Origin of the sequence: Kineococcus sp. TRM81007, from assembly GCF_022669155.1 — a bacterium.
Taxonomy (GTDB): Bacteria; Actinomycetota; Actinomycetes; order Actinomycetales; family Kineococcaceae; genus Kineococcus.
Genome location: NZ_JALBVB010000051.1, coordinates 112236 through 136461 on the forward strand (window position 1 = coordinate 112236; position 24226 = coordinate 136461).

Annotated in this window: 22 protein-coding genes and 1 tRNA gene; 2 read left to right on the forward strand and 21 right to left on the reverse strand. The window is 70.2% G+C overall.

What is annotated here, in order from left to right; all coding sequences use genetic code 11:
- Window positions 1-3: 3 nt before the first annotated feature.
- The 21 genes from rpsC to MN205_RS10000 form a co-directional block, all read right to left on the reverse strand.
- On the reverse strand, window positions 4-855 hold the full coding sequence (rpsC, locus tag MN205_RS09900) for a 30S ribosomal protein S3 (RefSeq protein WP_242126755.1): 852 nt from the start codon (window positions 853-855) through the stop codon (window positions 4-6).
- Complete coding sequence (rplV, locus tag MN205_RS09905; protein ID WP_242126757.1) at window positions 855-1235, reverse strand: 50S ribosomal protein L22; 381 nt, start codon at window positions 1233-1235, stop codon at window positions 855-857. Before rplV ends, rpsC begins: the two co-directional genes overlap by 1 nt.
- Window positions 1236-1290: 55 nt before the next feature.
- Complete coding sequence (gene rpsS, locus MN205_RS09910) at window positions 1291-1572, reverse strand: 30S ribosomal protein S19 (RefSeq protein WP_242126759.1); 282 nt, start codon at window positions 1570-1572, stop codon at window positions 1291-1293.
- An 18-nt stretch (window positions 1573-1590) separates the two neighbouring features.
- Window positions 1591-2427: a 50S ribosomal protein L2 gene (gene rplB / locus MN205_RS09915; RefSeq protein ID WP_242126761.1), complete on the reverse strand. Its 837-nt coding sequence runs from the start codon at window positions 2425-2427 to the stop codon at window positions 1591-1593.
- A gap of 55 nt (window positions 2428-2482) precedes the next feature.
- A complete protein-coding gene (rplW, locus tag MN205_RS09920; RefSeq protein ID WP_242126762.1) occupies window positions 2483-2794 on the reverse strand; it encodes a 50S ribosomal protein L23 in 312 nt (103 codons plus the stop codon).
- Window positions 2791-3486 (reverse strand): 50S ribosomal protein L4, encoded by a 696-nt coding sequence (gene rplD / locus MN205_RS09925; protein ID WP_242126764.1) that lies wholly within the window; start codon window positions 3484-3486, stop codon window positions 2791-2793. Before rplD ends, rplW begins: the two co-directional genes overlap by 4 nt.
- A 4-nt stretch (window positions 3487-3490) precedes the next feature.
- Complete coding sequence (rplC, locus tag MN205_RS09930; RefSeq protein WP_242737924.1) at window positions 3491-4150, reverse strand: 50S ribosomal protein L3; 660 nt, start codon at window positions 4148-4150, stop codon at window positions 3491-3493.
- 13 nt (window positions 4151-4163) lie between these two features.
- Window positions 4164-4472 carry a 30S ribosomal protein S10 gene (gene rpsJ / locus MN205_RS09935; protein WP_012084982.1) on the reverse strand — a complete coding sequence of 103 codons (309 nt, stop codon included), beginning with the start codon at window positions 4470-4472 and terminating at the stop codon, window positions 4164-4166.
- A 439-nt stretch (window positions 4473-4911) separates the two neighbouring features.
- Complete coding sequence (gene tuf, locus MN205_RS09940) at window positions 4912-6105, reverse strand: elongation factor Tu (protein ID WP_242126766.1); 1194 nt, start codon at window positions 6103-6105, stop codon at window positions 4912-4914.
- Between the two features lie 134 nt (window positions 6106-6239).
- Window positions 6240-8342 (reverse strand): elongation factor G, encoded by a 2103-nt coding sequence (fusA, locus tag MN205_RS09945; protein ID WP_242126768.1) that lies wholly within the window; start codon window positions 8340-8342, stop codon window positions 6240-6242.
- 56 nt (window positions 8343-8398) lie between these two features.
- Window positions 8399-8869, reverse strand: coding sequence for a 30S ribosomal protein S7 (rpsG, locus tag MN205_RS09950; RefSeq protein WP_242126770.1), 471 nt, complete (start codon window positions 8867-8869; stop codon window positions 8399-8401).
- Window positions 8869-9243 carry a 30S ribosomal protein S12 gene (gene rpsL, locus MN205_RS09955; RefSeq protein ID WP_012084987.1) on the reverse strand — a complete coding sequence of 125 codons (375 nt, stop codon included), beginning with the start codon at window positions 9241-9243 and terminating at the stop codon, window positions 8869-8871. Before rpsL ends, rpsG begins: the two co-directional genes overlap by 1 nt.
- A gap of 320 nt (window positions 9244-9563) precedes the next feature.
- Window positions 9564-13445 carry a DNA-directed RNA polymerase subunit beta' gene (locus tag MN205_RS09960; protein ID WP_242126773.1) on the reverse strand — a complete coding sequence of 1294 codons (3882 nt, stop codon included), beginning with the start codon at window positions 13443-13445 and terminating at the stop codon, window positions 9564-9566.
- A gap of 106 nt (window positions 13446-13551) precedes the next feature.
- Window positions 13552-17037 (reverse strand): DNA-directed RNA polymerase subunit beta, encoded by a 3486-nt coding sequence (rpoB, locus tag MN205_RS09965; protein ID WP_255818852.1) that lies wholly within the window; start codon window positions 17035-17037, stop codon window positions 13552-13554.
- A gap of 372 nt (window positions 17038-17409) precedes the next feature.
- The gene (rplL, locus tag MN205_RS09970) at window positions 17410-17799 is read right to left on the reverse strand and encodes a 50S ribosomal protein L7/L12 (protein WP_242126776.1); all 390 of its coding nucleotides are present in this window, start codon (window positions 17797-17799) and stop codon (window positions 17410-17412) included.
- A gap of 78 nt (window positions 17800-17877) precedes the next feature.
- A complete protein-coding gene (gene rplJ / locus MN205_RS09975; protein WP_242126778.1) occupies window positions 17878-18405 on the reverse strand; it encodes a 50S ribosomal protein L10 in 528 nt (175 codons plus the stop codon).
- Between the two features lie 332 nt (window positions 18406-18737).
- Window positions 18738-19454: a 50S ribosomal protein L1 gene (gene rplA / locus MN205_RS09980; protein WP_242126781.1), complete on the reverse strand. Its 717-nt coding sequence runs from the start codon at window positions 19452-19454 to the stop codon at window positions 18738-18740.
- 105 nt (window positions 19455-19559) lie between these two features.
- A complete protein-coding gene (gene rplK / locus MN205_RS09985; RefSeq protein ID WP_242126783.1) occupies window positions 19560-19991 on the reverse strand; it encodes a 50S ribosomal protein L11 in 432 nt (143 codons plus the stop codon).
- A 166-nt stretch (window positions 19992-20157) separates the two neighbouring features.
- A complete protein-coding gene (nusG, locus tag MN205_RS09990; RefSeq protein ID WP_242126785.1) occupies window positions 20158-21144 on the reverse strand; it encodes a transcription termination/antitermination protein NusG in 987 nt (328 codons plus the stop codon).
- Window positions 21145-21206: 62 nt separating this feature from the next.
- On the reverse strand, window positions 21207-21434 hold the full coding sequence (gene secE, locus MN205_RS09995) for a preprotein translocase subunit SecE (protein WP_242126788.1): 228 nt from the start codon (window positions 21432-21434) through the stop codon (window positions 21207-21209).
- Between the two features lie 112 nt (window positions 21435-21546).
- A tRNA-Trp gene (locus MN205_RS10000) sits at window positions 21547-21619 on the reverse strand.
- 171 nt (window positions 21620-21790) lie between these two features.
- Between MN205_RS10000 and MN205_RS10005 the strand changes: the two genes are divergently transcribed.
- Both MN205_RS10005 and MN205_RS10010 read left to right on the forward strand, forming a co-directional pair.
- Complete coding sequence (locus tag MN205_RS10005; protein ID WP_242126790.1) at window positions 21791-23014, forward strand: pyridoxal phosphate-dependent aminotransferase; 1224 nt, start codon at window positions 21791-21793, stop codon at window positions 23012-23014.
- Between the two features lie 133 nt (window positions 23015-23147).
- Window positions 23148-24209 (forward strand): adenosine deaminase, encoded by a 1062-nt coding sequence (locus MN205_RS10010; RefSeq protein ID WP_242126792.1) that lies wholly within the window; start codon window positions 23148-23150, stop codon window positions 24207-24209.
- Window positions 24210-24226: the final 17 nt, after the last annotated feature.

Consider the following 24226-nt stretch of genomic DNA (forward strand, 5'->3'; position numbering starts at 1 on the left):
GCCTCAGCCCTCCGTTCCGTTGCTGCCCTTGCCGGTCACCGGCTCGCTCGCCGCGGTCCCGGTCGGGGCGCTGCCACCGGCAGCGGCCTCGGCCACGGGTGCGCTGGTCGCGTCCTGCGTGGGACGGGGACGACGGCCGCCGCGCTCACCGCGGTCACCGCGCTCCCCGCGACGCGGGGCGCGCGGGGCGGCGGCCTGCGACTGGGCGAGCTCACGGCTGGTGACGTCACCGTGGTAGATCCAGACCTTCACACCGATGCGGCCGAAGGTCGTGCGGGCCTCGTAGAAGCCGTAGTCGATGTTCGCGCGCAGCGTGTGCAGCGGCACGCGCCCCTCGCGGTAGAACTCCGAGCGGCTCATCTCGGCGCCGCCCAGGCGGCCGGCGCACTGCACGCGGATGCCCTTGGCGCCGGAGCGCAGGGACGTCTGCATGCCCTTGCGCATGGCACGGCGGAACGACACGCGGCTGGCGAGCTGCTCGGCGATGCCCTGCGCGACGAGCTGAGCGTCGATCTCGGGGTTCTTGACCTCGAGGATGTTCAGCTGCACCTGCTTGCCGGTCAGCTTCTCCAGCTCACCGCGGATGCGGTCGGCCTCCGCACCGCGACGGCCGATGACGATGCCCGGCCGGGCGGTGTGGATGTCGACGCGCACGCGGTCGCGGGTGCGCTCGATCTCGACCTTGGAGATGCCGGCCCGCTCCATGCCCTTCGACATGAGGCGGCGGATCGCGACGTCCTCCTTGACGTAGTCGGCGTAGCGCTGACCCGTCTTGGTGGAGTCCGCGAACCAGCGGCTCTTGTGATCGGTGGTGATGCCCAGTCGGAACCCGTGCGGGTTGACCTTCTGTCCCACTAGCGGGTCCTCCTCGTCTTCTTGGCGCCGGCGACTGCGGGGGCGACGACCACCGTGATGTGGCTGGTGCGCTTCAGGATGCGTCCCGCGCGGCCCTGGGCGCGGGGACGGAAGCGCTTCATCGTGGGGCCTTCGTCGACGTGGATCGCCTTGACCACGTAGTCGTTCGGGTCGAACGCCTCAGAGTGCTTGTCCGCGAGGAACTTCGCGTTCGCGATGGCGCTCTCGACGAGCTTGCGCACCGGCTCGGCCGCCGACTGCGGGGCGAACGAGAGCACGGCGACGGCCTCGGTGGCCTGCTTGCCCCGGACGAGGTCGACGACTCGGCGCGCCTTCTGGGGCGTGACGCGGAGGTACCGCGTCTGCGCCTTGGCTTCCATCCCTGTCCTGCCTTCTGGTCTCAGTTCGTGACTTCGTTGCACTGAACCGCGGGGCTCAGCGACGACGACCCTTGCGGTCGTCCTTCTCGTGGCCCTTGAACGTCCGCGTGGGCGCGAACTCGCCGAGCTTGTGCCCCACCATCGCCTCGGTGACGAAGACGGGGACGTGCTTGCGGCCGTCGTGCACCGCGAACGTGTGACCCAGGAAGTCCGGCGTGATGACCGAACGGCGGGACCAGGTCCGGATGACGTTGTGCGTGCCGGCCTCGTTCTGCGAGTCCACCTTCTTCTGCAGGTGGTCGTCGACGAACGGGCCCTTCTTCAAGCTGCGAGGCATGGTGGCCTGGACTCCCTATCAGCGCTTCTTGCCGGTGCGGCGACGACGGACGATGAGCTTGTCGCTCTCCTTGCCCGGACGCCGCGTGCGGCCCTCAGGCTGACCCCAGGGGCTGACGGGGTGACGGCCACCGGACGTCTTGCCCTCACCACCACCGTGCGGGTGGTCGATCGGGTTCATGGCCACACCGCGGACGGTCGGGCGCTTGCCCTTCCAGCGCATGCGGCCGGCCTTGCCCCAGTTGATGTTCGACTGCTCGGCGTTGCCGACCTCGCCGACCGTCGCGCGGCAGCGGACGTCGACGTAGCGGATCTCGCCGGAGGGCATGCGCAGCTGGGCGAAGCGACCCTCGCGGGCCACGAGCTGCACGCTGGCGCCCGCGGACCGGGCGATCTTGGCGCCGCCGCCGGGGCGCAGCTCGATGGCGTGGACCACCGTGCCGACCGGGATGTTGCGCAGCGGCAGGTTGTTGCCGGGCTTGATGTCGGCCGTGGGGCCGTTCTCGATCCGGTCGCCCTGCTTCAGGCGGCTCGGGGCGATGATGTAGCGCTTCTCGCCGTCCACGTAGTGGAGCAGCGCGATGCGCGCGGTGCGGTTGGGGTCGTACTCGATGTGCGCGACCTTCGCCGGCACGCCGTCCTTGTCATTGCGACGGAAGTCGATGACGCGGTAGGCGCGCTTGTGGCCGCCGCCGATGTGGCGGGTGGTGATGCGCCCGGTGGAGTTGCGGCCACCGGACTTGGTCAGCGGGCGGACGAGCGACTTCTCCGGCTCGCTCCGCGTGACCTCGACGAAGTCGGCGACGGACGAGCCGCGGCGGCCCGGCGTCGTCGGCTTGTACTTGCGGATTCCCATTGCGTCGTTCCTCGGGTTCGAAGGTGTCTACGGCAGTCGTGCGAGCCCCGTGGGCTCAGGCGACCGAGCCGCCGAAGATGTCGATCGTGCCCTCGCGCAACGTCACGATGGCCCGCTTGGTGTCCTTGCGCTTGCCCGTGCCGTACCGGGTGCGCCGGCTCTTGCCCTGCCGGTTGGCGGTGTTCACCGCGGAGACCTTCACGCCGAAGACCCGCTCGACCGCGATCTTGATCTCGGTCTTGTTGGCGGCCGGGTCCACGATGAACGTGTACTTGCCCTCGTCGATGAGCCCGTAGCTCTTCTCCGAGACGACCGGCGCGATGAGGATGTCGCGCGGGTCCTTCTGGGTTCCGCCGAGCGCGCTCACAGGGTGCTCCCTTCCGACTCCGCAGCCACCGCGGTCGCGCTGCGACCCTTCGGCGGGCCCGCGACGAAGGCGTCCAGCGCCGCGCGGGTGAAGACGACGTCGTCGCTCTTCACGACGTCGTAGGTGTTCAGCTGGTCGGCGGGCAGGACGTGCACGCCGGCGATGTTGCGCAGGCTCTTGGCCGACACCTCGTCGTCGCGGGTCAGGACGACCAGCACGTTCTTGCGGCCGGACAGCGTCGACAGGAGCTTGACGGCCGTCTTCGTCGAGGGGGCGTCGCCGATGGCCATGCCCTCCACGACGTGCAGGCGCTCGTGGCGCACCCGGTCGGACAGGGCACCGCGCAGAGCGGCGGCCTTCATCTTCTTGGGGGTGCGCTGCGAGTAGTCGCGGGGCTGGGGGCCGTGCACGGTGCCACCGCCGGTGAACTGCGGGGCGCGCAGCGAGCCCTGGCGCGCGCGGCCGGTGCCCTTCTGCTTGTACGGCTTCTTGCCGCCGCCGCGGACTTCGCCGCGGGTCTTGGTGGCGTGGGTGCCCTGGCGCGCGGCGGCCAGCTGGGCCGTCACGACCTGGTGGATCAGCGCCACGTTCACCTGGCGGCCGAAGTCGGTCGCGGGCAGCTCGACGGTGCCGTTGGTACCGCCGTCGGCGGTGCGCAGCGGGACGGCGATGGCCTCAGTCGTCGTGGTCATGTGCTCAGGCCTCCTTCACGCGCGCCTTGGCGGCGGTCTTGACGAGCACGAGGCCGCCGCGGGGGCCGGGCACAGCGCCCGTGATGAGCAGCAGGCCCTTCTCCGCGTCGACGGCGTGCACGGTCAGGTTCTGGGTGGTCTGGCGCGCGGCACCCATGCGGCCGGCCATGCGCAGGCCCTTGAAGACGCGACCGGGGGTGGCGCACCCGCCGATGGACCCCGGCTTGCGGTGGTTGCGGTGCGCACCGTGGGAGGCGCCCACGCCGGCGAAGCCGTGACGCTTCATGACACCGGCGAAGCCCTTGCCCTTGGTCGTGCCGACCACGTCGACGGTGGTGCCCGCGTCGAACACCTCGGCCGTGACCTCCTGGCCGGGCTCGTAGGACGCGGCGTCGTTGGTGCGCAGCTCGACCAGGTGGCGGCGCGGCGCGACACCGGCCTTCGCGAAGTGCCCGGCAGCCGGCTTGTTCGCCTTCCGCTGCGGGATCGCCGTGGCGGCGAGCTGGACGGCCTCGTAGCCGTCGGTGGTAGTGGTGCGGACCTGGGTCACGACGTTCGGCTCGACCTTGACGACCGTGACGGGGATGAGGCGGTTGGCCTCGTCCCACAGCTGCGTCATGCCGAGCTTGGTGCCGAGCACCCCTCGCACTTGCCTGTCGCTCATCGTGTGCAGTCCCTCAGAGCTTGATCTCGATGTCGACACCGGCCGGGAGGTCGAGACGCATGAGCGAGTCGACGGTCTTCGGCGTGGGGTCGATGATGTCGATGAGGCGCTTGTGCGTGCGCATCTCGAAGTGCTCGCGGCTGTCCTTGTACTTGTGCGGCGAGCGGATCACGCAGTAGACGTTCTTCTCGGTCGGCAGCGGCACGGGCCCGGCGACGGATGCACCGGTCCGGGTCACCGTGTCGACGATCTTGCGCGCCGAGCTGTCGATGACCTCGTGGTCGTAGGCCTTGAGCCTGATGCGGATCTTCTGTCCCGCCATGGCGTCGTCTGACTCTCTCTCTTCGTACCGCTACTGACTCGCGCGCGGCGCGGGGCCCCTCGTGGGGCCCCGACCCCCGAGGTCGGGCGTGTCGCGCTCTCGCACGTTCTGCACCCTCGCCCGGTTGCCCGGTGTGGTCCCTAGCCGTGGTCACCCACGGCGGTCGTCCTGTTCAGGTTGACCGTCCGCCGCCCGTACGAGACGTTCGACGTTCGCGGCCGCCGGCCACCGGGCGGGATGACCCGCGGCGGCACAGCAACCCCGATAGTCTGCCAGACAGCACCCCACCTTGGCGAATCGGGCCGCGCGCTCGGAGGACATCCGGGGGTACCCGCCGGCGGCGGGACCCCTCACGACGGAGGGGCGGGCCCAGGTGGACCCGCCCCTCCGCGCAGGGAGCGATCCGGCGGGGACGCTCGCGCTCCCCCGCCGGCTCAGCTCACTTGATGATCTTCGTGACCCGACCGGCGCCGACGGTGCGGCCACCCTCACGGATCGCGAACTTCAGGCCCTCTTCCATGGCGATGGGCTGGATGAGGTCGACCTTCATCTCGGTGTTGTCACCGGGCATGACCATCTCGGTGCCCTCGGGCAGCGAGACGACGCCGGTGACGTCGGTCGTCCGGAAGTAGAACTGCGGACGGTAGTTGTTGTAGAAGGGCGTGTGACGGCCACCCTCGTCCTTGGACAGGATGTAGGCCTGGCCCTCGAACTCGGTGTGCGGCGTGATGCTGCCGGGCTTCACGACGACCTGGCCGCGCTCGACGTCATCGCGCTTGAGGCCACGCAGGAGCAGGGCGGCGTTGTCGCCGGCCTGGCCGGTGTCCAGCATCTTGTTGAACATCTCGATGCTGGTCACGGTGGTCTTGGTCGACGTGGGGCGGATGCCGACGACCTCCACCTCCTGGTTGACGTTCAGCACACCGCGCTCGATGCGGCCGGTCACCACGGTGCCGCGGCCGGTGATCGTGAAGACGTCCTCGATCGGCATGAGGAACGGCTGGTCGACCGCACGCTGGGGCTCGGGGATCGCGGTGTCGACCGCGTTCATGAGCTCCATGAGCTTGTCGCCCCACTCGGCGTCGCCCTCGAGGGCCTTCAGGGCGGAGACGCGCACGACGGGGACGTCGTCGCCCGGGAACTCGTAGGACGAGAGGAGCTCACGCACCTCCATCTCGACGAGCTCGAGGAGCTCCTCGTCCTCCACCATGTCGGCCTTGTTCAGCGCGACGACGATGTAGGGGACGCCGACCTGGCGGGCCAGGATGACGTGCTCCTTGGTCTGCGGCATCGGGCCGTCGGTCGCCGCGACCACCAGGATGGCGCCGTCCATCTGCGCCGCACCGGTGATCATGTTCTTGATGTAGTCCGCGTGACCCGGGCAGTCGACGTGCGCGTAGTGGCGCGCCTCGGTCTGGTACTCGACGTGCGCGATCGAGATCGTGATGCCGCGCTGACGCTCCTCAGGAGCCTTGTCGATCTGGTCGAAGGCCGAGGCCTGGTTCAGCTCCGGGTACTTGTCGTGCAGCACGCGGGTGATCGCCGCCGTCAGCGTCGTCTTCCCGTGGTCGATGTGACCGATCGTGCCGATGTTGACGTGCGGCTTAGTCCGCTCGAACTTCGCCTTCGCCACTGGGGGTCCTCCTCGGACTGTCGCTTCTTCCCCGACCCGAGGATCGGGCGGGTGGGTGGGTGGCCGGCCGACCGTGCTCGGTGACCGACGTCGTGCCGGTGGGGGGTGTGGCCCCCCACCGGCTCCCGGGGTGCTTACTCCCCGCGGACCTTCTTCACGATCTCCTCGGCCACGTTCCGGGGAACCTCGGAGTAGTTCGAGAACTGCATCGAGTAGACCGCACGGCCCTGCGTCTTCGACCGCAGATCGCCGACGTAGCCGAACATCTCCGACAGCGGAACGGTCGCCTTGACGAGCTTGGCCCCGCTGACGTCCTCCATGGACTCGATCTGCCCACGGCGGGAGTTCAGGTCGCCGATGACGTCACCCATGTAGTCCGCGGGCGTACGCACCTCGACGGCCATGACGGGCTCGAGCAGCACCGGGTCGGCGCGCTTGACGGCCTCCTTGAGGACCATCGAGCCCGCGATCTTGAACGCCATCTCGGAGGAGTCGACGTCGTGCGCCGCGCCGTCCAGGAGGCTGGCCTTGATGCCCACCAGCGGGTAGCCCGCGACGACACCGAGCTGCATGGCGTCCTGGATGCCGGCGTCCACCGAGGGGATGTACTCGCGCGGGACGCGGCCACCGGTGACCTTGTTCTCGAACTCGTAGAACTGCCCGTCGGAGGTGTCCAGCGGCTCGATGGTGACCTGCACCTTCGCGTACTGCCCCGACCCACCCGTCTGCTTCTTGTGGGTGTAGTCCATCTTCTCGACCGCGCGGCGGATGGTCTCGCGGTAGGCCACCTGCGGCTTGCCGACGTTGGCCTCGACCTTGAACTCGCGCTTCATGCGGTCGACGAGGATGTCGAGGTGGAGCTCGCCCATCCCCTTGATGATGGTCTGACCGGTCTCCTGGTCGAGCTCGACCTGGAAGGTGGGGTCCTCCTCGGCCAGGCGCTGGATCGCGGTGCCCAGCTTCTCCTGGTCGCCCTTCGTCTTGGGCTCGATGGCCACGGAGATGACGGGCTCGGGGAAGGTCATCGACTCGAGGACGACCTGCTGCGCCGGGTCGGACAGCGTGTCGCCCGTCGTGGTCTCCTTCAGGCCGATCATCGCGTAGATGTGGCCCGCGCGAGCCTCGTCGACCGGGTTCTCCTTGTTGGAGTGCATCTGGAAGAGCTTCCCGATGCGCTCCTTCTTGCCCTTGGTCGAGTTCACGACCTGCGAGCCGGCGGCGATGCGCCCGGAGTACACGCGCACGTAGGTCAGCTTCCCGAAGAACGGGTGCGCGGCGATCTTGAAGGCGAGGGCCGAGAAGGGCTCCTCGACGTCCGGCTTGCGGGTGATCTCGACCGACTCGTCGCCGACCTTGTGACCGACCATCGGCTTCACGTCCAGCGGCGAGGGCAGGTAGTCCAGCACCGCGTCGAGCATGGGCTGCACGCCCTTGTTCTTGAACGCGGACCCGCAGAAGACCGGGTAGACCTCGCTGTTGATCGTCAGCTTGCGGACGCCGACCTTGATCTCCTCGGGAGTCAGGTCCTCGCCGCCCAGGTACTTCTCCAGCAGCGCCTCGTCGGTCTCCGCGACGCGCTCGACGAGCTTCTGGCGGTACTCGTCGGCCTGCTCCTGCAGCTCCGCGGGGATGGGGCCCTTCTCGTACGCCTCCCCCTTGGCCGCGTCCGCGCTCCAGGTGAGGGCGCGCATGTAGACGAGGTCGATGACGCCCTGGAAGTCGTTCTCCGCGCCGATCGGGATCTGCATCACGAGGGGCTCGGCACCCAGACGATCGATGATCGTCTTCACGGTGAAGAAGAAGTCGGCCCCGAGCTTGTCCATCTTGTTGACGAAGCAGATGCGGGGGACGTCGTACTTGTCCGCCTGCCGCCACACCGTCTCGGACTGGGGCTCGACCCCCTCCTTGCCGTCGAAGACGGCGACCGCGCCGTCGAGGACGCGCAGCGACCGCTCGACCTCGACCGTGAAGTCGACGTGGCCGGGCGTGTCGATGATGTTGATCTGGGTGCCCTCCCAGAAGCAGGTGGTGGCGGCGGAGGTGATGGTGATCCCCCGCTCCTGCTCCTGCTCCATCCAGTCCATCGTCGCCGCGCCGTCGTGGACCTCGCCGATCTTGTAGTTGATCCCCGTGTAGAAGAGGATCCGCTCGGTCGTCGTGGTCTTGCCGGCGTCGATGTGGGCCATGATGCCGATGTTGCGGACCTTGGTCAGGTCCGTCAGCACGTCCTGTGCCACGGTTTACTGCCTCTTCCCTGGGATCGAGGGGGTGAGTCGGCGAGGTGCCGCTGGGGTCACCAGCGGTAGTGCGCGAAGGCCCGGTTCGACTCGGCCATCTTGTGGGTGTCCTCACGGCGCTTCACCGCGGCACCGAGGCCGTTCGAGGCGTCGAGGATCTCGTTGAGCAGGCGCTCGGTCATGGTCTTCTCGCGACGCTGACGGGCGTAGCCGACGAGCCAGCGCAGGGCGAGGGTGGTGGAGCGGCTGGGACGCACCTCGATCGGCACCTGGTAGGTCGACCCGCCGACACGGCGGGAACGGACCTCGAGGGCCGGCTTGACGTTGTCCAGCGCGCGCTTGAGCACGACGACCGGGTCGTTGCCCGTCTTGGCGCGGGCACCCTCGAGGGCGCCGTAGACGATCGACTCCGCGACGGACTTCTTGCCGTCCAGGAGGATCTTGTTGACGAGCTGCGTCACCAGCGGGGACTGGTAGACGGGGTCCACCACGAGGGGACGCTTGGGGGCGGGGCCCTTGCGCGGCATCAGCTCTTCTCCTTCTTCGCGCCGTAGCGGCTGCGCGCCTGCTTGCGGTTCTTCACGCCCTGCGTGTCGAGGGAACCGCGGACGATCTTGTAGCGGACACCGGGGAGGTCCTTCACGCGACCGCCGCGCACCAGGACCATCGAGTGCTCCTGGAGGTTGTGGCCCACACCGGGGATGTAGGCGGTGACCTCGATGCCGCTGGTGAGCTTCACGCGCGCGACCTTGCGCAGCGCGGAGTTGGGCTTCTTGGGGGTCGTCGTGTACACGCGCGTGCACACGCCGCGCCGCTGCGGGCTGCCCTTCAGGGCGGGCGTCTTGGTCTTGACGACCTTGTCCTCCCGGCCCTTGCGGACCAGCTGCTGGATGGTGGGCACCCTGTCTCCGTCTGTCGATCTCGTTCGTCGGCTCTGCTGCTCGGGACGCGCTGCTCGTCGTGAGCCCGCGCTCGACTCCCCGCCGACCCACGAGGTCGGGCGTGTCGTTCGGTCGAGGGCCCGAGCCGGTGACGTCTTGTCACCTGATCGCGGGCACGCTCGTGTCAAGCGCACACGAGCCTACCCGCCGCAAATCAGGGGGTCAAAACGAGGCCCCCGGGCGGTGGGGAGCGCGGGTGCGCCGCCGGACCGGCGGCGCCTCCGCGCGGCGCCGCCCCGCTCCCCCGCCGCNGCGGGGGGACGGGGCGGCGCGGAGGCGGTCAGCGGAAGTCGCTGCTGCCGTAGTCGAACTCCTCCAGCGGGACGGCCTGGCCGGAGCCCACGCCGAACTGCGCGTAGTCGACCTCGTCGTAGCCGGGCACCGAGTACATCTGCGCCTTGGCCTCCTCGGTCGGCTCGACCCGGATGTTCCGGTAACGGGGCAGACCCGTGCCGGCCGGGATGAGCTTGCCGATGATGACGTTCTCCTTCAGGCCGAGGAGCGGGTCGCTCTTGCCCTCCATGGCCGCGTTGGTCAGCACCCGCGTCGTCTCCTGGAAGGAGGCCGCGGACAGCCACGAGTCCGTCGCGAGCGACGCCTTCGTGATGCCCATCAGCTCCGGGCGGCCGGAGGACGGCTGCCCGCCCTCCGCCATGACCCGGCGGTTCTCCTCCTCGAAGCGCGCGCGCTCCACCAGCTCACCGGGCAGCAGCTCGGAGCCGTTCTGCTCGATGATCGTCACCCGCTTGAGCATCTGGCGGACGATGACCTCGATGTGCTTGTCGTGGATCGACACGCCCTGGGAGCGGTAGACCTCCTGCACCTCGTCGACCAGGTGCATCTGCACCCGGCGCGGGCCGAGGATGCGCAGGATCTGCTTCGGGTCGACCGCGCCCTGGACGAGCTTCTGCCCGACCTCGACGTGCTGGCCCTCCTCCACCAGCAGGCGCTGGCGGCGGGTGACCGGGTAGGCGATCTCCTCGGACCCGTCGTCGGGGACGACGACGATCGAGCGGCCCTTGTCGGTCTCGTCCACGCGGACCCGGCCGGGCACCTCGGTGATCGGCGCGTTCCCCTTGGGGGTGCGGGCCTCGAAGAGCTCCACCACGCGCGGCAGGCCGTGCGTGATGTCGCCGGACTCCGAGGCGGCACCACCGGTGTGGAAGGTGCGCATCGTCAGCTGCGTACCCGGCTCGCCGATCGACTGCGCCGCCACGATGCCGACCGCTTCGCCGATGTCGACGAGCTTGCCGCTGGCCAGCGAGCGGCCGTAGCAGCGGGCGCAGGTGCCGACCCGGGACTCGCAGGTGAGCACCGAGCGGACCTTCACCGACTCCACGCCGCGACCGACCAGCTCGTCGATGACGACGTCGCCGAGGTCGGCGCCGGCGGCCAGGGCCACCTCGTCACCGACCATCACGTCGGTGGCCAGCGTCCGGGCGTACACGCTCGTCTCGACGTCGTCGTGACGGCGCAGCGACCCGTCCGCGTTGCGCTCCGCGATCGGCATCTCCAGGCCGCGGCGGGTGCCGCAGTCGTCCTCGCGCACGATGACGTCCTGGGAGACGTCGACGAGGCGACGGGTGAGGTAGCCGGAGTCGGCGGTCCGCAGCGCGGTGTCCGCCAGACCCTTGCGGGCGCCGTGCGTGGTGATGAAGAACTCACCCACGGTCAGGCCCTCGCGGAACGAGGCCTTGACCGGGCGGGGGATGATCTCGCCCTTCGGGTTCGCCATCAGACCGCGCATGCCGGCGAGCTGACGCATCTGCATCCAGTTGCCTCGCGCACCCGAGCTCACCATGCGGTGGATCGTGTTGTGCGTCGGCATCGCCTGCTCGAGGTCCTTGGCGACGTCGTTCGTGGCCTGCGTCCAGATCTCGATGAGCTCCTGACGGCGCTCGTCGTCGGTGATCAGACCGCGCTCGTACTGCTGCTGGACCTTCTCGGCCTTGGCCTCGTAGGTCTCGAGGATCGCCTGCTTGTTCGGCGGGGTGATCACGTCGGCGATGGAGACGGTGGTGCCCGAGCGGGTGGCCCAGTGGAAACCGGCCTCCTTCAGGGCGTCCAGCGTCGCCGCCACCTGGACCTTCGGGTAGCGCTCGGCGAGGTCGTTGACGATGGCCGACAGGCGCTTCTTGTCCACGACGTCGTTGACGTACTCGTAGTCCACCGGCAGCGCCTCGTTGAACAGCGCACGGCCCAGGGTGGTGTCGACGACGAGGTCGTCGCCGGCCTGCCACCCCTCGGGCAGGGTCATGTCCGGGGTCGGCACGACACCCGACAGGCGGATCCTGACCTTGGCGTTCAGGTTCATCTGCTTGGCGTCGAAGGCCATGATCGCCTCGGCGAGCGAGGAGAAGTGCCGGCCCACGCCGTCCACGTCGTCCCGGTCGGCGGTCAGGTGGTAGATGCCGATGATCATGTCCTGGGTGGGCATGGTCACCGGGCGGCCGTCCGCCGGCTTGAGGATGTTGTTGCTGGACAGCATGAGGATGCGGGCCTCGGCCTGCGCCTCCGCGCTCAGCGGCACGTGCACGGCCATCTGGTCACCGTCGAAGTCCGCGTTGAACGCGGTGCAGACGAGCGGGTGGATCTGGATGGCCTTGCCCTCGACCAGCTGCGGCTCGAACGCCTGGATGCCCAGGCGGTGCAGCGTGGGCGCGCGGTTGAGCAGCACCGGGTGCTCGGTGATGACCTCGGACAGGACGTCCCAGACCACCGGGCGGGCGCGCTCGACCATGCGCTTGGCCGACTTGATGTTCTGCGCGTGCGACAGGTCGACCAGCCGCTTCATGACGAACGGCTTGAACAGCTCCAGCGCCATCTGCTTGGGCAGACCGCACTGGTGCAGCTTCAGCTGCGGGCCGACGACGATGACCGAGCGGCCCGAGTAGTCGACGCGCTTGCCCAGCAGGTTCTGGCGGAACCGGCCCTGCTTGCCCTTGAGCATGTCGGACAGCGACTTCAGCGGGCGGTTGCCCGGGCCCGTCACCGGCCGGCCGCGGCGGCCGTTGTCGAACAGCGCGTCGACGGCCTCCTGCAGCATGCGCTTCTCGTTGTTCACGATGATCTCGGGCGCACCGAGGTCCAGCAGCCGCTTGAGGCGGTTGTTGCGGTTGATGACCCGGCGGTACAGGTCGTTCAGGTCGCTGGTGGCGAAGCGGCCACCGTCCAGCTGGACCATCGGTCGCAGGTCCGGCGGGATGACCGGGACGCAGTCCAGGACCATGCCCTCGGGCGAGTTGCGCGTGGTCAGGAACGCGGAGACGACCTTCAGGCGCTTCAGGGCGCGGGTCTTGCGCTGCCCCTTGCCCGTGGCGATCGTCTCGCGCAGCGACTCGGCCTCGGCGTCCAGGTCGAAGCTCTGCAGGCGCTTCTGCAGCGCCGCAGCACCCATGCCGCCCTCGAAGTACATGCCGAAGCGCTCGCGCATGGCGCGGTAGAGCACCTCGTCACCCTCGAGGTCCTGGACCTTGAGGGTGCGGAAGCGGTCCCACACCGCGGTCAGGCGGTCGATCTCGGCGTCGGCGCGCCGGCGGATCTGCGCCATCTCGCGCTCGGCGGACTCGCGCACCTTGCGGCGCACGTCCGACTTGGCGCCCTCGGCCTCGAGCTCGGCGAGGTCCTGCTCGAGCGTCTTGGCGCGGGCGTCCACGTCGGCGTCGCGACGGTTCTCCACCTCGCGCTTCTCGACCTCGATCTGCGCCTCGAGCGAGGAGTGGTCGCGCTGGCGGCCCTCCTCGTCGACCCACGTGATCATGTAGGCGGCGAAGTAGATGACCTTCTCGAGGTCCTTCGGCGCCAGGTCCAGGAGGTAGCCCAGGCGGCTCGGGACACCCTTGAAGTACCAGATGTGCGTGACGGGCGCGGCCAGCTCGATGTGGCCCATGCGTTCACGGCGCACCTTGGCGCGCGTGACCTCCACGCCGCAGCGCTCGCAGATGATGCCCTTGAAGCGGACGCGCTTGTACTTGCCGCAGTAGCACTCCCAGTCCCGGGTGGGACCGAAGATCTTCTCGCAGAAGAGCCCGTCCTTCTCCGGCTTCAGGGTGCGGTAGTTGATGGTCTCCGGCTTCTTGACCTCACCGTGCGACCACGTGCGGATGTCGTCCGCAGTAGCCAGCCCGATGCGCAGCTCGTCGAAGAAGTTGACGTCGAGCAACGTGATCTTCTTTCTGTCGTTTCCTGAGGTCTGACTAGTCCGTGGGACTCAGCGGTCCCGTTGGCCGGCGGTGGCGGGCCGGGGGTGCTCCCCCGGCCCGCACCCGTCAGACCTCTTCGACGCTGCTCGGCTCGCGCCGAGCCAGGTCGATGCCCAGCTCCTCGGCCGCCCGGAAGACGTCCTCGTCGCTGTCGCGCATCTCGATGGCCATGCCGTCGGAGGACAGGACCTCGACGTTCAGGCAGAGCGACTGCATCTCCTTGATGAGCACCTTGAAGGACTCGGGGATGCCCGGCTCGGGGATGTTCTCGCCCTTGACGATCGCCTCGTAGACCTTCACGCGGCCCAGGACGTCGTCGGACTTGATGGTCAGCAGCTCCTGCAGGGCGTAGGCGGCGCCGTACGCCTCCAGCGCCCACACCTCCATCTCGCCGAAGCGCTGACCGCCGAACTGCGCCTTACCACCGAGCGGCTGCTGGGTGATCATCGAGTACGGGCCGGTCGAGCGGGCGTGGATCTTGTCGTCGACCAGGTGGTGCAGCTTCAGGATGTACATGTAGCCGACCGCGACCGGGTCCGGGAACGGCTCACCGGAACGGCCGTCGAACAGCCGGGCCTTGCCGTCGCCCTGCACCAGCCGGTCGCCGTCGCGGGTCGGCAGCGTGGAGTCGAGCAGCCCGGTGATCTCCTCCTCGCGCGCACCGTCGAAGACGGGCGACGCGATGCGGGAGCCGGCCGGCGCCTCGCGGATCTCCTCCGGGATGAGCTTCGCCCAGTCCGGCTGCCCCTCGACCTGCCAGCCGCGCGAGGCGATCCAGCCCAGGTGCAGCTCCAGGACCTGCCCGACGTTCATCCGGCTCGGCACGCCGAGCGGGTTGAGGATGACGTCGACCGGGGTGCCGTCCTCGAGGAACGGCATGTCCTCCACGGGCAGGATCTTGGAGATGACGCCCTTGTTGCCGTGGCGGCCGGCGAGCTTGTCACCGTCGGTGATCTTGCGCTTGTTCGCGACGTAGACGCGCACCAGCTGGTTCACGCCCGGGGGCAGCTCGTCACCCTCGTCGCGGTCGAAGACCTTCACCCCGATGACCGTGCCGGTCTCGCCGTGGGGGACCTTCAGGGAGGTGTCGCGCACCTCGCGCGCCTTCTCGCCGAAGATGGCGCGCAGCAGGCGCTCCTCCGGGGTCAGCTCGGTCTCGCCCTTGGGCGTGACCTTGCCGACGAGGAGGTCGCCGTCGCGGACCTCGGCGCCGATGCGGATGATGCCGCGCTCGTCGAGGTCGGCCAGCACGTCCTCCGCGACGTTGGGGATGTCGCGGGTGATCTCCTCCGGCCCCAGCTTGGTGTCGCGGGCGTCGACCTCGTGCTCCTCGATGTGGATCGAGGACAGGACGTCGTCCTGCACGAGGCGCTGCGACAGGATGATCGCGTCCTCGTAGTTGTGGCCCTCCCACGGCATGAACGCCACGAGCAGGTTGCGGCCCAGCGCCATCTCGCCGCCGTCGGTCGACGGCCCGTCGGCCAGCACGGTGCCGACCTCGACGCGGTCGCCCTCGCCGATGACCACGCGCTGGTTGTACGCGGTGCCGTGGTTCGAGCGGCGGAACTTGGCCACCCGGTAGGTGGTCGTGGTGCCGTCGTCGTTGGTCGTGGTCACCAGGTCCGCGGACACCTCGGTCGCCACGCCGGCCTTCTCGGCCACGACCACGTCACCGGCGTCGACGGCGGCGCGGAACTCCATGCCGGTGCCGACCAGCGGGGCCTCGGTCTTGACCAGCGGCACCGCCTGCCGCTGCATGTTGGAGCCCATGAGCGCGCGGTTGGCGTCGTCGTGCTCGAGGAACGGGATCATGGCGGTCGCGACGGAGACCATCTGCCGCGCCGCGACGTCCATGTAGTCGACCTCGGCGCGCGGGACGAACTCGGTCTCGCCGCCCTTGGCGCGCACCAGCACGCGGGCCTCGGCGAAGGTGCCGTCCGGGTTCAGCGGGGCGTTCGCCTGCGCGATGACGAAGGCGTCCTCCTCGTCGGCCGTCAGGTACTCGACCTCGTCGGAGACGACGCCGTCGACGATCTTGCGGTACGGCGTCTCGATGAAGCCGAACGGGTTGATGCGCCCGTACGACGACAGCGAGCCGATGAGGCCGATGTTCGGGCCCTCGGGGGTCTCGATGGGGCACATGCGGCCGTAGTGCGACGGGTGGACGTCACGGACCTCCATGCCGGCGCGGTCGCGGGCCAGACCACCGGGGCCCAGCGCCGACAGGCGGCGCTTGTGGGTCAGGCCCGCCAGCGGGTTGGTCTGGTCCATGAACTGCGACAGCTGGCTCGTCCCGAAGAACTCCTTGATGGAGGCCACGACGGGACGGATGTTGATGAGCGTCTGCGGCGTGATCGCCTCGACGTCCTGCGTCGTCATGCGCTCGCGCACGACGCGCTCCATCCGGGACAGGCCGGTGCGGACCTGGTTCTGGATGAGCTCGCCGACGCTGCGCAGGCGGCGGTTGCCGAAGTGGTCGATGTCGTCGACCTCGACGCGCACGTCGACCGGCTGGCCGTTCTTCACGCCCTGCATCGCGGTCTCGCCCGCGTGCAGCTTCACCAGGAACTTGATGGTGCGGACGATGTCGTCCACGGAGAGCACGCTGGAGGACAGCGGCTCCTCCATGCCGAGCTTCTTGTTCACCTTGTAGCGGCCGACCTTCGCCAGGTCGTAGCGCTTGGGGTTGAAGTAGAGGTTGTCGAGCAGGTTGCGCGCGGCCTCCTGCGTCGGCGGCTCGCCCGGGCGCAGCTTGCGGTAGATGTCCAGCAGCGCGTCCTCGACGCCGGAGGTGTGGTCCTTCTCCAGCGTGGCGATCATGGGCTCGTAGTCCGCGAACTCCTCGCGGATCTGCGACTCGCTCCAGCCGAGGGCCTTGAGCAGGACGGTCACCGACTGCTTGCGCTTGCGGTCGATGCGCACGCCGACGGTGTCGCGCTTGTCGATCTCGAACTCGAGCCACGCGCCGCGCGACGGGATGACCTTGGCGGTCCAGGTGTCGCGGTCGGAGGTCTTGTCCGGGACGCGCTCGAAGTACACGCCCGGGGAGCGCACGAGCTGCGAGACGACGACGCGCTCGGTGCCGTTGATCACGAAGGTGCCGCGGTCGGTCATGAGCGGGAAGTCGCCCATGAAGACCGTCTGGCTCTTGATCTCACCGGTGTTGCCGTTGATGAACTCCGCGGTGACGAACAGCGGAGCGGCGTAGGTGAGGTCGCGCTCCTTGCAGTCGTCCAGGGAGTACTTGGGCGGCTCGAAGCGGTGGTCGCGGAACGACAGCGACATGGAGCCGGAGAAGTCCTCGATCGGCGAGATCTCCTCGAAGATCTCCTCCAGGCCGGAGGTCATCGGCACGTCCAGACCGCCCTCGCGGGAGGCCGCGACGCGGTCCTGCCAGCGCTTGTTGCCGAGCAGCCAGTCGAAGCTGTCGGTCTGAAGCGCGAGGAGGTCGGGCACCTCAAGCGGTTCACGGATCTTGCCGAAGGAGTACCGTCCGGAGACGGTGAGGGCGGAGCTGTTGCCTGGTGCGGACGCTGTGCGCGAGGCGGCCAAGAGGGGTCCTTCCACGGGCCTGCGAACGTGACACGCGCTGACCTGCCCCACTCGGTCGTCCCACTGGTCGACGACCGGCCATATGACTGAAGGCAGCGCAAAACAGTAAGGTACCCCGCGAGGGCGTGACTGTCCAGCCCCGACCCGGGGCGCAGTCGACGCCTGCGCTCGGCCACGGACGACGACGGTGTCGCGCGAGGCGGAACGTGATGACAACCGCTGATGAGGATGGTCCCCCACCGCCCCCGCGTCAAGGCGATCCGGCCCGCTGTGGACGGCGTGTCGCGCGGGTACCCGTACCGAACGCACGAGGGGCGGCCGGACGGGNCCCCTCGCGGCGGTGTCCCGGGCCCGTTCAGGCCCGGGAGGGGGTCACTTGAGGGTGACGGTGGCGCCGGCGCCCTCGAGGGCGGCCTTGGCCTTCTCCGCGGCCTCCTTGTTGACCTTCTCGAGGACGGGCTTGGGGGCGCCGTCGACGAGGTCCTTGGCCTCCTTGAGGCCCAGGGAGGTCAGGCCGCGCACCTCCTTGATGACGCCGATCTTCTTGTCGCCGGCGGACTCGAGGATGACGTCGAACTCGTCCTTCTCCTCCTCGGCCGGGGCGGCAGCGCCACCACCGGCGCCGCCGGCAGCGGCCACGGCCACGGGGGCGGCGGCGGTGACGTCGAAGGTCTCCTCGAACTTCTTCACGAACTCGGAGAGCTCGATGAGCGTGAGCTCCTTGAACGCGTCGAGCAGCTCGTCGGTGCTGAGCTTCGCCATGGTGGCGGTCCTTCCTGTGTCTGGGGTGTGTCCGCGGGGGTGCGCCCGCGGGCGGGTGGGTGGACGGTGACCGGCGCCTCAGGCGGCGTCGGCGCCCGCCTGCTTCTCCCGCAGCGCTTCCACGGTGCGGACGGTCTTCGACAGCGGCGCCTGGAACAGGGCCGCGGCCTTGGCCTGGGACGCCTTGAGGACACCCGCGACCTTGGACAGGAGCACCTCGCGGGACTCCAGGTCGGCCAGAGCGGTGACGTCCTCGGCGCTGATCGCGCGGCCCTCGAGCAGGCCGCTCTTGACGACCAGCTGGGGGTTGGTCCTGGCGAAGTCACGCAGGCCCTTGGCCGCCTCCACCGGATCACCGGAGATGAAGGCGATCGCGGACGGGCCGGTCAGCTGACCCTCGAAGGCCGTGACACCGGCCTCCTTCGCCGCGATGCTGGCGAGCGTGTTCTTCAGGACCGCGTAGGTCGTGTCAGGACCCAGCGCCGTGCGCAGCTGCGTGAGCTGCGACACGGTCAACCCCCGGTACTCGGTGAGCACCGCAGCGTTGGACTCCTGGAACAGCGCCGTGATCTCCTTCACGGCCGCGACCTTCTCCGCCTTCGCCATGCGTGCCCTCCCTTCCTCGTCTCGGGGAGCCGGCCCGGGCCCGAACGTGCGAAACGCCCCGGCGCAGGAGCGCGGGGCGTCGGACCGGGCCCTGAGGAGGACCTGGGGAAGCTCTCACACCTGCGCGGGTCGCCCGTGCTCGGGACCTTCTGCCACCCCTCCGAACGGAGAGGGAAGCGACCGGCGGTCTTCGGTACGTGGTCAAGCCTACACGCCGTGAACCGGTGCTCCCGACCACCGCCGACAGCCCCCGGCGGGGACGGGAACGCCGCAGGGGCGGGGCCCCGGGAGGGACCCCGCCCCTGCGGACGGGCGTGCGGCGAGCGAGCGCCTCAGGCCGAGGCGGTCTCCTCGGTGAGGACGCGGGTCACCGCCGGGTCCACCGGGATGCCCGGGCCCATCGTCGTCGTGATGGTCGCCTTCTTCAGGTAGCGGCCCTTCGAGGACGACGGCTTCAGGCGCAGCACCTCGTCCAGCGCGGCGGCGTAGTTCTCCACCAGCTGGGCCTCGTCGAACGACACCTTGCCGATGACGAAGTGCAGGTTGGCGTGCTTGTCGGTGCGGAACTCGATCTTTCCGCCCTTGATCTCCGTGACGGCCTTGGCGACGTCCATGGTCACCGTGCCCGTCTTCGGGTTCGGCATCAGACCGCGCGGGCCCAGCACCTTGCCCAGGCGGCCGACCTTGCCCATGAGGTCGGGCGTCGCCACGGCGGCGTCGAAGTCGAGGCGGCCCTTGGCCACCTCGTCGATGAGCTCGTCGCCACCGACGATGTCGGCGCCGGCCGCCTCGGCCTGCGCGGCGCGCTCGCCGACGGCGAACACGAGCACGCGGGCGGTCTTGCCGGTGCCGTGCGGGAGGTTCACGGTGCCGCGGACCATCTGGTCGGCCTTGCGCGGGTCCACGCCCAGGCGGAAGGCGACCTCGACCGTGGCGTCGTACTTGGTGGTCGACGTCTCGCGGGCCAGCTTCACGGCCTCGGCGGGGACGTACAGGGCGTCCGCGTCGATCTTCTCGACGGCGGCGCGGTAGGCCTTGCTGCGCTTCACTGCTGCTCCTCTTGTCAGGGGTGAGGGTCGTGGTCGACGGGCCGCGCGGGGCCCTGCCACTGGGGGTGCGGCCGGCCCGGTGGGCCGGCCGCGGCGGGGAGGACGTCAGTCCGAGACGGTGATGCCCATCGACCGGGCGGTGCCGGCGATGATGCGGGCCGCCATGTCGACGTCCTTGGCGTTGAGGTCCTGCAGCTTCTGCTCGGCGATCTCGCGCACCTGGGCCTGCGTGAGGTTCGCGACCTTCGTGACGTGCGGCTCGCCGGAGCCCTTGGCGACGCCCGCGGCCTTCTTGATGAGCTCCGCGGCCGGCGGGGTCTTGGTGATGAAGGTGAACGAGCGGTCCTCGTAGACCGTGATCTCGACCGGGATCACGTTGCCGCGCTGGGCCTCGGTCTGCGCGTTGTACGCCTTGCAGAACTCCATGATGTTCACGCCGTGCTGACCGAGCGCGGGGCCGATCGGCGGTGCGGGCGTGGCCTGGCCCGCCTTGATCTGGAGCTTGATGAGGCCGGCGACCTTCTTCTTGGGGGGCATGCGCGATCCCTTCGAGTGCTGGGGGTGGCCGTATCGGTGCCCGCGGATCGGGCGACGACGGGTTGAGGCCGCCGTCCAGTGTACGCGCCGGCACGGGACCGGCGCGCACGACGAACGAGCCCCCCGCCGCGGGGGCAGGGGGCTCGCTCGGGCGCTCGGGGCGCCGTCAGATCTTGGCGACCTGGTTGAAGTTGAGCTCCACGGGCGTCTCGCGCCCGAAGATCGAGACCAGCACGGTGAGCTTCTGGCGGTCCGCGGAGATCTCGGAGACGGTCGCCGGCAGGGTCTCGAAGGGACCCTCCATGACCGTGACCGACTCGCCGATCTCGAACTCCACCGCCCGCGGCGCCGCCGCGGGTGCACCGTCGGCGGCGGGCGCACCCGACCCGGCCCCCTGCTTGGGCTTCTGCTGCAGCGCGGGCGCCAGCATCGAGAAGACCTCGTCGTTCGACAGCGGCACCGGCTGGTGCGTGTTGCCCACGAAGCCGGTCACACCCGGGGTGTGCCGCACGGCGCCCCACGACTCGTCGGTGAGGTCCATGCGCACCAGCACGTAACCGGGGATGCGCACCCGGCGGACGTTCTTGCGCTGGCCGTTCTTGACCTCGACGACCTCCTCCATGGGCACCTCGACCTGGAAGATGTAGTCCTCCATGTTGAGGCTGGTCATGCGGGTCTCGAGGTTGGTCTTCACGCGGTTCTCGTAGCCGGCGTAGCTGTGGATCACGAACCACTCGCCGGGCATGCGCCGCAGCTTCTTGCGGAACTCCTCGGCCTCGTCGACGTCCGCCTCCAGCTCGTCGACCTCACCCACCGGGTCGCCGTCGACCGGGCCCGCGGCACCGAGGTCGTGGGCCTCCTCGCCCTCGGGTGCGCCCACGGCGTCCGTCAGGGGCACGTCCGGGAGGTCCGCGGCCTGCTCGGCGGCGGCTTCCCCGTCGGCCTCCACCTCCGCGGCGACGTCCTCGGCGTCGTAGCCCGTCAGGGAGGCGTCCGCCTCGGCGCGCTCGTCCTCGTACGCACCCACCGGCACGGGCGAGGGCTCGGGCGCGGCGCTGAACACCTCGTCGCTGACCGGGCTGAACGACTCGTCGCCCTCGGGGCTGTCGCCGGTGCGCCGCTCGCCGAGCGAGGGACCCCACTGCTCCGACACGGTGCTGACCTGCTTCCTTCGGGATAGGGACTCCGCGCACCGCAGCGGTGCGCCGCCGTCCGTCAGGACCCGAACACCAGCAGGACGAGCTTGCCGATGCCGTAGTCCAGGACGGACACCAAGAGCATCATCACCGCGACGAACACCAGGACGACGCCCGTGTAGCTCAGCAGGTCGCGGCGCGTGGGCCAGACGACCTTGCGCAGCTCCTCGACGACCTGGCGCAGGAAGAGCAGGATCCCGCCGCGGCGCTTGGCCGCCGCGCGGTCCGCGGCCTTCGTCTCGCTCACGTCGACCTGCTCCCCACCGTCTGCCGGTGCTCCGGTGCTGACTCGCCTGGTGCTGCCCCGCTGCGCGCTGGGTTGCGGCGGGCGCGTCCCCGGGGGACGCGGGTGGTGCTCGCAGGGCAGGAGGGACTCGAACCCACAACCGCCGGTTTTGGAGACCGGTGCGCTACCAATTGCGCCACTGCCCTGAGCGGTTCGGCGACCCCGTGGGGCACGCTCCACCACGGCGGGACCAGCCCGCCGATCAGCACTCTAGGCGAGAACACGCCGCGGAGTCGAACCCGAACCCTCCCGGCCCCCGCCCGGAACCCGGCGCGTGGCGCGGACGAGCGTGCGGCGGCAGTGCCAGGATGGGAGCCGTGTCCGCTCCGAGCGCCCCCGCCCGCACCCGAGTGTCCGCCCGCGTCGCCGGCATCGCCGAGTCCGCGACCCTCGCCGTGGACGCGAAGGCCAAGGCGCTCAAGGCCGCCGGCCGGCCCGTCATCGGCTTCGGCGCCGGGGAGCCGGACTTCCCCACCCCGCCCGCGGTGGTCGAGGCCGCCGTGGCCGCCTGCACCGACCCGGCCAACCACCGCTACACCCCCGCCGGCGGCCTGCCCGCGCTGCGCGAGGCGATCGCCGCCAAGACGCTGCGCGACTCCGGCTACGAGGTCCCCCCGTCGCAGGTGCTCGTCACCAACGGCGGCAAGCAGGCCGTCTACGAGACCTTCGCGGCGCTGCTGGACCCGGGCGACGAGCTGCTGCTGCCCGCGCCCTACTGGACGACCTACCCCGAGGCGGCGCGCCTGGCCGGCGGCGTGCCCGTGGAGGTCTTCGCCGGGCTCGAGCAGGGCTACAAGGTCACCGTCGAGCAGCTGGAGGCCGCACGCACCCCGCGCACCAAGGTCCTGCTGTTCAACTCCCCCTCGAACCCGACCGGCGCGGTCTACTCCCCCGAGGAGGTCCGCGCGATCGGGCGCTGGGCCGACGAGCACGGCCTGTGGGTGGTCACCGACGAGATCTACGAGCACCTCGTCTACGACGGCGGGCGCGCGGCGTCGATGCCCGTGGAGGTGCCCGAGCTGGCCGAGCGCTGCGTGGTGCTCAACGGCGTGGCGAAGACGTACGCGATGACGGGCTGGCGGGTGGGCTGGCTGATCGGCCCGGCGGACGTGGTGAAGGGCGTGGGCAACCTGCAGTCCCACCTGACCTCCAACGTCGCCAACGTCTCCCAGCGCGCCGCGATCGCCGCGCTGTCCGGCGACCTGGACGCCGTGGCGACGATGCGCACCGCCTTCGACCGCCGCCGCCGGCGCATCACCGAGATGCTCTCCGCGATCGACGGCGTCGAGTGCCCGCTGCCGGAGGGGGCCTTCTACGCCTACCCCTCCGTCGAGGCGCTCATCGGCAGGACGCTGCGGGGCAGCGAGATCACCTCCTCGGCGCGCCTGGCCGAACTGATCCTCACGGAGGCCGAGGTGGCCGTCGTGCCGGGCGAGGCCTTCGGTCCCAGCGGCTTCCTGCGGCTGTCCTACGCCCTCGCCGACGCCGACCTCGAGGAGGGTGTGGGACGCGTCCAGCGGCTGCTCGCCGAGGTCGTGTGAGCGTCCCCGGCGGGGAGCGGGACCTCGGCGTCCTGCTACGCGGGCGGCGCCCGCGGCACCGGCGCCGCGCCCCTTCGACCGTCCCCGCCCACCGACCAGACGGTGACGTGCAGCACTGGCAGACTCACGCAGCGTGACGCGTTCGCTGGAGGCCCTGCCCAAGGCCCACCTGCACCTGCACTTCACCGGGTCGATGCGCACCAGCACGCTGCTGGAGCTGGCCGAGGCGCACGGGGTGCGCCTGCCCACGGCGCTGTCGGGGCAGCACATGGTGAACCTCTCCCCCGACGCGCGCGGCTGGTTCCGCTTCCAGCGCCTGTACGACGCCGCGCGCTCCTGCGTCCGCACCGCCGAGGACATGCGCCGCATCGTGCTGGAGGCAGCCGCCGACGACGCCGCGGAGGGCTCGCGGTGGCTGGAGCTTCAGGTGGACCCGACCTCCTACGCCGTCCACGTCGGCGGGATCACCCCGGCGCTGGAGATCGTCCTGGACGCGGCGCGGGAGGCCACCGCGCTGACGGGCACCGCGGTCGCGGTCGTGGTGGCCGCCAGCCGGATCAGGCACCCCCTGGACGCGCGCACCCTGGCGCGGCTGGCCGCCCGCCACGCCGGGGAGGGGCCGGGCACGGTGGTCGGCTTCGGCCTGTCCAACGACGAGCGCCGGGGCAGCACCGCGGACTTCGCCGGCGCGTTCGACATCGCCCGTCGCGCCGGACTGGCCTCCGTGCCCCACTCCGGCGAGCTGCTGGGACCGGCGCACGTGCGCGAGGCGCTCGCGACGCTGCACCCGGACCGGCTCGGCCACGGCGTGCGCTGCGCGGAGGACCCCGACCTGCTGCGGCGGGTCGTGGACGCCGGGGTGGCCCTGGAGGTGTGCCCGGCCAGCAACGTCTCCCTGGGCGTGTACGGCGACCTGGCTTCGGTGCCGCTGCGGCGGCTGCTGGAGGCGGGTGCGACCGTGGCCCTGGGCGCCGACGACCCGCTGCTGTTCGGGCCGCGGCTGGTGGCGCAGTACCGCAGCGCCCGCGAGGACCACGGGCTGGACGACGCGGCGCTGGCCGGGCTCGCGAAGGCGTCGATCACCGCCTCGCGGGCCGCGGCGGCGACGAAGCGGGTGCTGCACGCGCAGGTGGACGACTGGCTGACGGGTGCCGCGGACGGGGCGGACGAGTTCACGCGGACCGCCACGACGTGATTGACTCAATGAGTCGG